This is a genomic window from Parvibaculum sp., assembly GCF_002684405.1.
Classification (GTDB): Bacteria; Pseudomonadota; Alphaproteobacteria; order Parvibaculales; family Parvibaculaceae; genus Parvibaculum.
On record NZ_NYVD01000074.1, the window covers coordinates 1 to 11944 of the forward strand.

Below are 11944 nucleotides of genomic sequence, written 5' to 3' on the forward strand. Positions count from 1 at the left end.
ACCCGCCAATGCGAGTGCGACGCCGTAAGGCACGCCTTCGCGATGATCGTGCAGCCGCGCCACCCAAGCCTGACGAACAAGCATCTGCGGCAGCGGCAGACGACGAAATCCGAGAATGGCGAGCGTCAGCACGCCACCGAAAATGGATGCGACGATGAGATAACCGAGCAGGTCGGACCATCCGATCCAGAGCGCGGCGGCGGCCACGAATTTCGCGTCACCCCCGCCGATGAAGCCGAAGCCGAATAGCGCCATGCCCGCAACGAGCGCGGCACCGCCGGCGGCGAGATGCCAGCCGATCTGCTCCACTCCCAACCCCGCAAAGGGCGCGACCACCACGAAAGCGGCAGCCAACGAAACCGTCAGCCAATTGGGGATCGTCATGGTCGTCAGATCCCAGAGCGCGCCGAAAATCATGGCGAGCGGAAAGACGATAATGGCCACGAGATTGATCACCTGATTGCCCATCCTCAACTGATCTTCTGCCACCCGGGGATCGGACGGCCTTGACCAGACTTTCAAGGAAATACTGGGCGCATGACCGTAAATTTGACGTAAACGAGCGGCCTTAATGTTTCATCACTGAACATTTTCAAGATTTACTCACATACGCCGGTCTTAAACGACAAAGGCCGCCGAAACCGTATCGGTTTCGGCGGCCTGAGTTTTGTCCTCCATAGAGAGGACTGATTTACGGCGGTTAGCCCTTGATCTTGGTGTTCACGTCGGTGAACACGCCACTCAGCGTGGAACCGAGCGTATTCACGGCGAAGATGATCGCAACCGCGATGCCGGCGGCGATGAGACCATATTCGATCGCAGTCGCACCGGACTCGTTCTTTGCAAAAGACTTCAGAAACTGGCTCATAACAAGCCTCCTTGAACTTAAGTGACTATCGACAGCACCAAGCCTGCGCTTCTACCGCGAAGGCTGCCCTTTCGGACTGGAGGGAATACTAGACGAGACACGTTACCTAAAAACTAACCTCGCCCTTTCAATTCGGTTCTAATGAATGAACACTTAGGTCCTACCTAATATGTAATAGAATAATCGTATGTATTTACTTCATACACATTGAGGCAAGATCCTTCCGACACGGAAAAATGTAAAGCGCGCACAAAAGAGTATGGTTACTTCCGGGTTAATGAAAAATCAGCGGTGTGATTTATCTTCATATAGATGACGCAGTATCTGCTCGTCCCGTATGAAAAGGCCCGGATATTCGCGTACCGCCACGCCGTCCCGGACGAGGCCGGCAATCGCGCGGGCCACGACTTCTTCCGTGGTGGACAAACGGCTGGCTAACTCGCGATGGCGGGGGAGCCGCGCGACGAAAAGACCGCCCGGCTTGTCCTCGTCACCGGCCCTCGGTTCTGCGAGCGAAATCAACTCACCATAAACTCGCTGCTCCCCGGAAAGATCGCCATCGGAAGACGCCCCGACGTCCGGCTCCGCGTCACGCCCGCTTCTCAGCCGATGCGCGTATTGAAAGAGAAGCGCGCGCGAGACGCTCTCCTCCCGGGTAAGCAGCTCCTCAAAACGCGTCTGGGGTAGAATTGCGAGAAGACCGTCTTGCCTGGCGACCACCGTCAGGTCCGGATCGGGAATACCGAAAACCGCCATCTCGCCGAACTGCCCGCCGGCGGCAACATCCAGATAGTCGACCTGGCCAGTCAAGCCGTTGGGCCGGGCCAGTCTTACCGTGCCGGCCACAACGAAAACGACCCCCTCGAGCACGTCGCCCGCGGAGGATGAGAGAACAATCTCCTCCCGCGTCATTTCGCGCCACTCACACTCGGTGGAAAGCAGCGCCAATTCCTTGCGCGGCAGATCGGAAAGAATGGCAATCCGGGCGAGAGAGCGGCCGCTGCCTTGTGCCTGTTCTCCCTGGGAGATTCCGCCAAACATGCGCCGCACCTCAACATTCCCGAATATCGACAGAATGCCAATCTAGGCCGCCCTCTTTAAGCAGGTGTTAATCCGGTCGGCCCAAGCTCTGAATTGGTCAACAGATCGTTCATTCATTGTCGCTATCGTGCACACAGAAATGGCGCCGGACAGAGACCGGTGCGGATTTCGACGAGTTGGCAATACGGGACATTCAGTGTCAGGACGGGCAGACATGAACCGACAAACCATTAAAGGCGAACGGCGCGCGACAAATTTTCGCGCCTGTCTGGTCGCCGCCGTGGCGGGCGCAGGGCTTGCCGCCATCGTCGCAACCGCCGCTCAGGCGGACGATTTGAGCGTGCCGGTGAACAGCTCTCGCCCGCTTACCCTCGCATCGCCCGCGGCAACGGTATTTCTTTCCAATCCGCGGGTTGCCGATGTGAATGTCCAAAGCTCGACGCTCGTCTATATCCTGGGCAAGAACCACGGGCAGACGGACCTCATCGCGCTCGACAAGGACGGCAAACAGATCCTCGATATGGCGATCAACGTGACCGCGCCGGAGAACGATATCGTGACGCTTACGCGCGGCACCGGCCAGTACACCTATAATTGCGCGCCGCGCTGCGAGGCCGTGGCCGCGCAAGGCGACAATGTGGACCGCTTCGACTCCTTGATGAAACAAGCGGGTGCACTGACGGGTGCTGCGAATGCCATGGCGCAACAGACTTCACCGGGGAACGCGGAGTAACCCCTCCGGCCCCCCACAAACGAAGACGTCGGTACGCAAAAGCCCGGAAGCATCGCTTCCGGGCTTTGTCATATTCAGCTCTTATCGATTACGTTTTCGCAGTGCTTACACCCGGGCATCTCCGGCGGCGTTTTCACTTCGCAATACGCAGATTGGAGAGCTGCAGGGCGATGGACGCGAACACGCTCTTCAATTCGTCTACCTGGTCCACGTCATAATACATGTCGGACTCCGTCGCGCAGTTGCGCAGCAGGCTCGCATTCCCATCAATCACGCGGATGGTATAGAGCTTGATCTTGTCGTCGCGTATCGCATCGCAGATCAGTTCCGTGCGGTCATCTATCTGGTTTCGCGAGCTTGTGAACCGGTTTTGCGTGTTCTCACCATCTGTGAGGAACACGATTGCCTTTTCAAGATCGTCCGCCTTCGCTGCAGCCGTTGATTCCGGTCCGCCGAATGTCACCATGTTCCAGCCCCAGGCCAGACCGATCGTCGTGTTGGTGTTGCCGCTTGCCTGCATCGCATTGATCTTTGCCTCGATCACGTCCCAATTGTCCGTAAGCGGCAGGATGGGGGCCGATGGGCAATAGGAATTGTTGGATTCGGCAGGATATTTCGTCTTGTCGTCAGCTGGATCCGCAGTGGTATTGCTGACATCGTAATCCTGGTCGCGGTCCTGTACGCAGCCCTTCCAACTGTTCTTGTTGACCGTGGTCGTGACGTCCTTCCATTCACATGTCTCCCACCACCAATACCCGGTGCACACATATTCCTGCGTCGTGGTCGACCACCGGATCCACTTCTCGTTCTTCATGGCTTTGCCGACATTTACGTCGACGGTGAAGGGCACGACGCTGATCTTGACATCGCCGGCGCTTGTCGCAGCGCTGGAGTTCTTGAGTGTTTTCAGCAAGAGCTTGGCGGCATCCTTCATCGCCGGCAGCTTGCCGCGCTGGCCCATGGAGCCGGTATTGTCCAGCACCAGCGCCACTTCGAGCTTCTTGCCCTGGCGCTTGATTTGCGACGTCGCCGAGACATTCATCTCATTGATGCCAACGATGTTCATGATTGTGGTGGGCAATTCCGCCGTCACGCTCAGATCGACGGTGTCGCCATTGTCGGTCACGCTGATCGTGCCCGGCACACCGAGTTTCTGGGCAGGGTAGTTCGCGTCGAAATAGGCCTGAGCGATGCTCTGCACCTCCGTGGAGGTCTTGCCGGTGGCCGTCCCGACGGCGAGACCGGCTGCGTCGAGCGCGGAACGCAAGCGCGACTGCACCACATAGGCGCGCGAGATATCCACCGCCGCGCCCATGGCCACAAGAATAGGGATGAGTGCAAGAGCGAAAATCGTCGCGAAGTTGCCCCGCTTGTCCTTTTTGAAGACAACTAGGTAACGCGCCGCGTGAGTGAACGAAAAACGCTTTCCCATGCCAGACATGCCGAAGAACTCCAATCCGAGGACGCGCGCAAAAGCGCCAGTCTCCAGATTTCATTTTTAGATTCCGCGTCCTAATTTTTGGTGAAGCTCCACAGCACAGCTTTAGCCAATTTTAAGCATAACCCCGAGGATGCGGTCGTTCCCGCACCCTGCGCCGGCTGCCGGTGCAGGGCCCTCGATCCCGAGGAGGCCCGCACTTCGCCTCAAATGCGGCGGGCCGCACTTACGATTTGGTAAGAGCGGGTCCGCTATGGATGGGAGCAAGGAGCGGATTGTCCGCCGACAGAAAGCGTTTGGACCGGTTCATGGACAGGCATGGCGACAATAAAAGAGGGTTCTTCGCCAGATTGCGCCGGTTCCGTCGGGAGGAAAAAGGCGTAACCGCTGTCGAGTTCGCACTGCTGGCTGCGCCCTTCTTCCTGCTGCTCTTCGCGATTATCGAGACCTGTCTCACCTTTTTCGCCAATGCGAATATGGACAGCGTGGTCGCCCAGGCGGGCCGCATGGTCCGTACCGGCCAGGCTCAGATGCAGGGTTGGGGCGAGGCCGACTTCGTGACCTATATCTGCGACCGCATGACGCTGATCAGCGACTGCGAAAGCAACCTCAATGTGGATGTGCAGACCTTTCCCAGCTTCACGTCGGTTGTGTTCGCCCCGCTGGTAGATGCGGACGGCAATGTCATCGAACATCATCGTTTCGAGCCAGGCACGGCAGGCGACATCGTTCTCGTGCGCGCCTATTACGTCTGGAATGTAGTGAGCCCAACCGCGATCGGCCTGTCGAATGTGTCTGGAAACGGCCGTTTGCTTGTTTCCAGCGTCGCTTTTCGTAATGAGCCGTTCGGCGCCGCGCTGCCGCCAGGGAACTGAACCATGAAGGACCGCCGGACCCGTTCGTATATTCTCGGTATCTATCGGCGCTTTGCCGGCGACCGGCGGGGTGTCGCCGCGGTGGAGTTCGCGCTCATCTTGCCGCTGATGATCGCCATGTATTTCGGCGCGCTGGAGATCACCGATGCGCTGACGGCCAATCGCCGGGTGACGCTCGCCACACAGACCGTGGGCGATCTGGTCGCGCAATCCGCCGTTATCACCGATCACGACATGACCGACATCTTTGCCGCTACCGCGGCCGTGATGGCGCCCTTCGATGCATCCAAGCTCAAGATGCGCGTCACCAGCGTTGTGGCCGACAGCAACAACAACACCAAGGTGGCGTGGAGCGACGGCTACAACATGGCCGCGCGCAGCAAGAACTCGACCGTCGGGCTTCCCGCCGGGCTGACCACGGGCGGCGACAGCGTGATCTATGCGGAGGTGAAGTTCACCTACACCTCGCTGCTGGGGAAATACTTCACGAGCCCCTTCGTCTTCACGGACGAAGCCTATCTGCGGCCGCGGCGCTCGCTTCAGGTTGCCCGCACCAACTGACCCGGCAAGCGTTAACCATAATTTGCGGCTGCGTGTAGTAATTCTGCCGCAGCGGTGGATTCGTTATTTCAGCGATCGGGAGTTTTGCAGCGCAGCGCGCATGCGGACCAGGCGCTCACGAGCGCGAGCGCCTTACCCGGCAACCGGGCCGGCCGGTCTCAACACCTTGATTTCAGGCGGAAAATTTATGGCGGAGGGAGAGGGATTCGAACCCTCGATACGGTTGCCCGTATACACGCGTTCCAGGCGTGCGCCTTCAGCCACTCGGCCACCCCTCCGCATTTTGCGGCGTATTGACCGCAGAGGGCGGCACTATACGCATCGTTGAGGCTGAATCAACTGCCATCCCCTTGATTTGGCGCACAATCTTCACGCGAGTGTGCTTGTTTGGGACAGTTTCAGGCGCTACCGTTCCCAACGCTTGTTTTTGTCACGGTGCTGGAGCTGGGGGGCTCATATCCATGATTGTTGTTCGGGTCATCGGACTTGTTCTCATTATCGTCGCGCTGATGGCGCTTGGCTCCGATGCTTTGCGCTCGCTCGAGGCCGGCGAGGTGGTGATCCGCTCCACCAGCGAGCTCTGGACGCTACTCAACCCGGGATCCCATGACGCGTTCATGGGCTGGGTGCAGGACGGCGCGCCGGAAGGCGCAGTCAGCCCGGTTGCGACCGTGATGTCCTATCCCGCCTGGGCGGTGATCGGCGTGCTCGGCGTCGTGGTGGCGGCGATCGCGGCGCTGTTCGACCGCAAGGACTGACATTTAGCGGGGGCCCGAAAGGGCCAAGAGGGGAAATGAACCGCCCGGCCATCGGCCGGGCGGTTTTTCATATTCGAAGACGGACAAACGCCGGCTAGTTGTCGTCCATCTTCAGAGCGGCAATGAAGGCTTCCTGCGGGATTTCGACCCGGCCGAACTGCCTCATCTTCTTCTTGCCCTCTTTCTGCTTCTCCAGCAGCTTGCGCTTACGCGTGATGTCGCCACCATAGCATTTCGCGGTCACATCCTTGCGCATGGCGGAGATCGTCTCGCGCGCGATCACACGCCCGCCAATGGCCGCCTGGATCGGGATCTTGAACATCTGGCGGGGAATAAGCTCCTTGAGCTTTTCGCACATGCCCCGGCCGCGCTGCTCGGCGCGGTCCCGGTGCACGATGGTCGCCAGCGCATCCACCGGCTCGTCATTCACCAGGATCGACATGCGCACCAGATTGTCTGGCTCGTAAGCCTCAATGGTGTAGTCGAAGCTCGCATAGCCGCGCGACACCGATTTCAGCCGGTCGTAAAAGTCGAACACGACCTCGTTCAGCGGCAGGCGGTAGACCAGCATGGCGCGCGAACCGGCATAGGTCAGGTCGATCTGCGTCCCGCGCCTGTCTTCGCACAGCTTCAGCACGGCACCGAGAAACTCGTCGGGCACGAGGATCGTCGCCTTGATCCACGGCTCTTCAAGATGGTCGATGCGCGCCGGGTCCGGCATATCCGCCGGGTTGTGCATCTCCACCATGGAGCCGTCCGTCATGTAGACGTGATAGATGACGGAGGGCGCGGTGGTGATGAGATCGATATTGAATTCCCGCTCCAGCCGCTCGCGCACGATCTCCAGATGCAGGAGACCCAGAAAGCCGCAGCGGAAGCCAAAGCCCAGCGCGGCGCTCGTCTCCATCTCATATTCGAAGCTCGCATCGTTGAGACGCAAACGCCCCATCGCCTCTCGCAGATCCTCGAAATCGTTCGCATCCACCGGGAAGAGACCGCAGAACACGACCGGCTGCTGCGGCTGGAAGCCCGGCAGCGCCTTTTCGCAGGGACGCTTTTCCTCCGTCACCGTGTCGCCGACACGGGCATGCGCCACTTCCTTGATCGAGGCCGTGAAATAGCCGATCTCGCCCGTATCCAGCGAGGCGACCGTTTGCTTCTTGGGCTTGAAGATACCCACCTGATCGATGGTGTAGCTGCCACCGGTCTTCATCAGCCGGATGCGCTGGCCCTTCTTCATCTGGCCGTCGACGACACGCACCAGCACAACGACGCCGAGATAGGGGTCGTACCAGCTATCGACCAGCATCGCTTTCAGCGGCGCCTCGGTGTCGCCCTTGGGCGGCGGCAGGCGGTGCACGACCGCCTCCAGCACATCCTCGATGCCGAGACCGCTTTTCGCCGAAATCTCGAGGGCTTCGGAGGCGTCGAGGCCGATCACTTCCTCGATCTGCTCGCGCGTGCGCTCCGGCTCGGCGGCTGGCAGGTCGATCTTGTTCAGCACGGGCACGATCTCGTGGTTCACCTCGATCGCCTGATAGACATTGGCGAGCGTCTGGGCTTCCACGCCCTGGCTGGCATCGACCACGAGGAGCGACCCCTCGCAGGCCGCCAGCGACCGGTTCACCTCATAGGCGAAGTCCACATGGCCGGGCGTGTCGATGAGGTTCAGCTCATAGGTCTCGCCATTCTTGGCCGTGTAATCGAGGCGGACCGTCTGGGCCTTGATGGTAATGCCGCGCTCGCGCTCGATATCCATGTTATCGAGCACCTGCTCCTTCATCTCGCGCATGGTCAGGCCGCCGCATAGCTGGATGAGGCGGTCGGCCAGCGTCGACTTGCCGTGATCGATATGGGCCACGATGGAGAAGTTGCGAATGTGCGAAAGGTCTGTCATTTGGCTTTCTATGCTAAGACGCGCCCATATAGCATTGGGCGGGTTTGAAGCCAATCAGGGCTTTAGCGGGGGGTCTCGATGACCGGATATCTGAAACAGGCTTTTTTGGCAGCGGCATTGCTTTTTGCGCAGGGAACCCTGCCTGTCCGGGCCGCCGACCCCATGCCCCCGGCCCAGAATGACGGCTTCGGCGCCACGCTGTGGATGCAAACATCCGTCGAATACAAAGCCGCCGCGCTCGGAGCTTATGCGCTGGCCCGGATACGGCTCGATGAAGCCCTGGAAGACCCCGACTGGACCGCTGCGACGGAGCAGACAGGCGACTTCAAGGGCCTGCCTCCAGCCGTGGTGCTGGATGTCGACGAAACCGTCCTCGACAACTCCGCCTATATGGCCCGTCTGGTCACGACCGGCCATCATTTCGCACTCAAGAGCTGGGACGCTTTCGTGAAGGACGAGGTCTCCCCTCCCATCCCCGGCGCGCTGGCTTTCACACGATATGCCGCTTCGAAGGGCGTCACCGTCTTCTATGTCACCAATCGCCCGGTCGGCGAGAAGGAAGCCACGCGCGGGAACCTTGAAAAGTTCGGCTTTCCGATGAAGGACGGGACAGACACGGTGATGACTCAGGACCCGGCCAAAGGCTGGGATGCCTTTAAGGGCAAGCGGCGGGCGGCCATCGCGAAGAACTACCGGATCGCGCTGCTCATCGGCGACAATTTCGGCGATTTCACCGACAGCTTCAAAGGCACGCCCGCCGACCGTCTCAAGGTCTTCGAGGCAGACAAGGCCCATTGGGGACATGACTGGATCCTGATCCCGAACCCAAGCTATGGCTCGTGGGAGCAGGCGCCTTTCGAGGGGAACTACAAAATCCCCGCCACCGAGCGCCGCAAGCTACAGGTGGAAGCACTGTCGCCCTGGGAACCGAAGGCGAAGTAAGGCTAACCCTTCCACTCCGCCTTGCGCTTCTGCGTGAAGGCTTTGACGCCCTCCTTGTAGTCGGGCTCCTTGATCATCTCGTTGAGGAGCCGTTCGGCCTCTTCCACGGAGCTGGCCGCGTCGCGATGGAGGTCGCGATAGATCTGGTGTTTCGTCACGCGCAGAGAGCCCGGCGAGCATGTTTCAGCCATGGTGCGGGCAAGGTTCAGCGCATGGTTCAATAGTTGCTCCGGCGGCAGCAGCTTGTTGAGGAACCCCATCTCCATCGCCTCGTCGGAGGTGAAGACACGGCTCGTCATGAGCACGTCGTTGGCATGGGTCAGTCCCATGATGCGCGGCAGGATCCATGAGAGGCCGAACTCGGCGGGGAAATTATAGCGGCCATGGGCGGCGGTGAATTTTATCCCCGGCACGGCAAAGCGCATATCCGCATAGGCCGCGAGCACCAGCCCGACGCCCGCCGCCGCGCCGTTGATGGCGGCGATGACGGGCTTCGACAGACCGAAATGATAGGCAAAGGTCGCGTCGAATTCCGGCGCGACGCCATAGCCGGGCATGGAGATGGTGTCGTCCGTACCGGGGTCGTATTTGCCCTTTTCCGAATGGCCTTCCAGCGCCGCCATGTCGGCACCCGCGCAAAAGGCCTTCCCCTCCGGATCGCCGGTCACCACGATGACGCGCACCGCCTTGTCGGCCTCGGCGCGCTCCAGGGCGTGGCGGTATTCCATATGCATTCGGCCCGTCCAGGCATTGCGGCGGTGGGGCCGCGAGAGCGTCACCACCGCGATGCCGTCCGTCACCTCATAGCGGATCGTCTTCAGGTCCATGGCGGCTTCTCCTCCCGTTTCGTTTTGGCCAGCATAACATGCCGGGCGTCGCCGACCGCGCGGGCGGTGTTAGGCTTGCGCCAACAAAACCGGAACGGGAGGGCCGCGAGACCTCGCCGCCAGCTTGCAGGGCCGCATCTGTCCGAAGCGCTGCTCGCCCGCGCGGCCAATGCCTATCAGTTGGTGACGGACTGGCACACGCGGCACTCCGACGTATGACGCTTGTGCGGGCCATCCACGATCTTGTCGACACAGAAGATTGAGAGACGTGGATGACCCGGACAAGCCGGGTCATGACGATGCAGGGAAGTCTCCCGGTAACATCACGCTGTCAGATAGTCTTGCACGATGCGGGCGATTTCCGCCGGCTGTTCCGGCAGCATGGCATGGCCCGCGTTCGGCAGTTCGGCCAGCGCGATGCGCTCACCAAGGCGTTTCTTGATGTCATGCGCATTGGCGGGCAGTGCAATCACGTCATCCAGCGCCTGCACGACCAGCATGGGCTGGCCGCCTGCTTCCCACCAGTCTTCCACATCCGTCTTGCGCACGGCGGAGGATTGCATCCGCATCACTTGCGGATACCAGCCATCGCGCCAGACTTCCGGATCGTTGCCGTCCGCGAAGAAGCCTTTTCGCACGCATTCGATGTGCTCGTCCGGAGACAGATTGTCGTCGAAGCAGCCCATCAGCGCCTTCATGCTTTCCTCCGGCATCTCGACGAGACCGCCACAGGCAAGCAGGATGACGCGGGAAACGAGGGCGGGATAATCCGCCGCCGTGGTGCGCGCCAGGCGGTTGCCGAAGGCATGACCCAGCATGGTGACGGGCGCCGTGGTCTGCGTTTCGACGACATAGGCGACATCGGCGGCAAGGTCGTGCAGCGTCAGCCCTTTCATCGGGCCGGTGCTGCCGCCAATGCCACGCGGTTCCGGCAGAATGACGCGATAGCCTTTCAACGCCAGCCGTTCGGCAAGATCGTCGAAGTCGCTTCCCTGACGCCCCAGCGAGGCCAGCATGACGACAATGCTGCCCTCTGCCGCGCCGATTGCCCTGCCCGTCAGATGGATCTCATTTCCATCGCGGTCTTTACGCACCGTTTCATAAGACTTGAAAGCCGCCATCCCCGCCTCCCTTCCATTTGTTCCACCATAGCGCGGTCAGAGAAGCAGGGCAGCAAATGGAGGGATGCGCCCTAACTTAGGCGTCAGTCTCCTCATCGAGGCTCTGCTCGCTTTTCCGTTGTCGTTCGGCCTGGAGCCTATCCATGAAAGCTCCGGCAATAATGCCTGACGGTAGAGCAATTATGCCAACGCCTAGAATGGCAATGACTCCGGCGAGTGCCTTCCCGATCGAAGTCTGTGGATATACATCGCCGTATCCCACCGTTGTGAGTGTTACAACGCTCCACCAAAGTGCCCGAACGACGCTTCCGAAATGCTCCGGATCATGGGTCCGCTCGGCGTAGTAAATCGCCACTGCAGATCCGTAGATGACCCCGAGGGCACTTAGCAGGCTCACAAGCAACTGAGGTGCCACTTCTTCTAGAACCTCAACTACAAGCCGCCCGCCTGGCAAAAATCTGATGAGTTTCAAAAGTCGCAACAAACGGATGGCTCGCAAACCGTCAACCGGCACCGGCACCTCTATCCCCACACTGACTAATCCCATCAAGACGAGCTCCGGTGCGAAAGCCAGAAAATCAATACATAACCAAAGCCTACCCGCATATCTTGTTCGCGCCGCCAGTCCTCTGATGCCTAGCGTCTCGCCAGCACTCCATAGGCGCAATATGAATTCAAGGGCAAAGGCTAACAGAATAGTGATATTCGCCGCTCGGATCACGCCCCTATATTCGTTGAAGACAAGTGGCTCTGTCTCAATCGTAAAGAGAACCGCGCTCAACAAAATAAGCGCCACGATCACCCAGTTCATTGGTGACAGCCCGCCGTATGGCCAAGACTGAATCACCAATTGACGATCAATTCGCGTTTTGATTTTCCGCAT

13 protein-coding genes and 1 tRNA gene are annotated in these 11944 nt (G+C 59.8%); 5 read left to right on the top strand and 9 right to left on the bottom strand.

The window, feature by feature from the left end; translation table 11 throughout:
* The 3 genes from CMI59_RS06220 to CMI59_RS06230 form a co-directional block, all read right to left on the bottom strand.
* The coding region (locus CMI59_RS06220) for a prepilin peptidase (protein ID WP_293326173.1) at positions 1-468 on the bottom strand (468 nt) is incomplete at its 3' end.
* 232 nt (positions 469-700) lie between these two features.
* Complete coding sequence (locus CMI59_RS06225) at positions 701-868, bottom strand: Flp family type IVb pilin (RefSeq protein WP_293326175.1); 168 nt, start codon at positions 866-868, stop codon at positions 701-703.
* Positions 869-1153: 285 nt separating this feature from the next.
* A complete protein-coding gene (locus CMI59_RS06230) occupies positions 1154-1909 on the bottom strand; it encodes a Crp/Fnr family transcriptional regulator (RefSeq protein WP_293326179.1) in 756 nt (251 codons plus the stop codon).
* A 214-nt stretch (positions 1910-2123) separates the two neighbouring features.
* Here CMI59_RS06230 and CMI59_RS06235 point away from each other — a divergent pair, with 214 nt between their 5' ends.
* Positions 2124-2642 (top strand): pilus assembly protein N-terminal domain-containing protein, encoded by a 519-nt coding sequence (locus CMI59_RS06235; RefSeq protein WP_293326182.1) that lies wholly within the window; start codon positions 2124-2126, stop codon positions 2640-2642.
* A gap of 133 nt (positions 2643-2775) precedes the next feature.
* On the opposite strand, the gene CMI59_RS06240 is transcribed toward CMI59_RS06235, so the two are convergent.
* On the bottom strand, positions 2776-4083 hold the full coding sequence (locus CMI59_RS06240; RefSeq protein ID WP_293326185.1) for a pilus assembly protein TadG-related protein: 1308 nt from the start codon (positions 4081-4083) through the stop codon (positions 2776-2778).
* A 305-nt stretch (positions 4084-4388) separates the two neighbouring features.
* On the opposite strand from CMI59_RS06240, the gene CMI59_RS06245 reads away from it, so the two are divergent.
* Both CMI59_RS06245 and CMI59_RS06250 read left to right on the top strand, forming a co-directional pair.
* Positions 4389-4955, top strand: a complete 567-nt coding sequence (locus CMI59_RS06245) for a TadE/TadG family type IV pilus assembly protein (protein ID WP_293326188.1) — start codon at positions 4389-4391, stop codon at positions 4953-4955.
* A gap of 3 nt (positions 4956-4958) precedes the next feature.
* Entirely contained in the window at positions 4959-5516 is a 558-nt protein-coding gene (locus CMI59_RS06250; protein ID WP_293326190.1) for a TadE/TadG family type IV pilus assembly protein, read from the top strand.
* Between the two features lie 188 nt (positions 5517-5704).
* On the opposite strand, the gene CMI59_RS06255 is transcribed toward CMI59_RS06250, so the two are convergent.
* A tRNA-Ser gene (locus tag CMI59_RS06255) sits at positions 5705-5794 on the bottom strand.
* A 183-nt stretch (positions 5795-5977) separates the two neighbouring features.
* On the opposite strand from CMI59_RS06255, the gene CMI59_RS06260 reads away from it, so the two are divergent.
* Entirely contained in the window at positions 5978-6274 is a 297-nt protein-coding gene (locus tag CMI59_RS06260) for a hypothetical protein (protein WP_293326193.1), read from the top strand.
* Between the two features lie 94 nt (positions 6275-6368).
* On the opposite strand, the gene lepA is transcribed toward CMI59_RS06260, so the two are convergent.
* Complete coding sequence (lepA, locus tag CMI59_RS06265; protein WP_293326196.1) at positions 6369-8171, bottom strand: translation elongation factor 4; 1803 nt, start codon at positions 8169-8171, stop codon at positions 6369-6371.
* A gap of 78 nt (positions 8172-8249) precedes the next feature.
* Here lepA and CMI59_RS06270 point away from each other — a divergent pair, with 78 nt between their 5' ends.
* Positions 8250-9113: an HAD family acid phosphatase gene (locus CMI59_RS06270; protein WP_293326199.1), complete on the top strand. Its 864-nt coding sequence runs from the start codon at positions 8250-8252 to the stop codon at positions 9111-9113.
* Between the two features lie 2 nt (positions 9114-9115).
* Here the strand turns inward: CMI59_RS06270 and CMI59_RS06275 are convergent, their stop codons facing one another.
* The 3 genes from CMI59_RS06275 to CMI59_RS06285 all read right to left on the bottom strand — a co-directional run bounded on the left by CMI59_RS06275 (position 9116) and on the right by CMI59_RS06285 (position 11944).
* On the bottom strand, positions 9116-9940 hold the full coding sequence (locus tag CMI59_RS06275) for an enoyl-CoA hydratase-related protein (RefSeq protein ID WP_293326201.1): 825 nt from the start codon (positions 9938-9940) through the stop codon (positions 9116-9118).
* 323 nt (positions 9941-10263) lie between these two features.
* Positions 10264-11061 carry an alpha/beta hydrolase gene (locus tag CMI59_RS06280; RefSeq protein WP_293326204.1) on the bottom strand — a complete coding sequence of 266 codons (798 nt, stop codon included), beginning with the start codon at positions 11059-11061 and terminating at the stop codon, positions 10264-10266.
* 76 nt (positions 11062-11137) lie between these two features.
* Positions 11138-11944, bottom strand: a complete 807-nt coding sequence (locus tag CMI59_RS06285; protein ID WP_293326207.1) for an ion transporter — start codon at positions 11942-11944, stop codon at positions 11138-11140.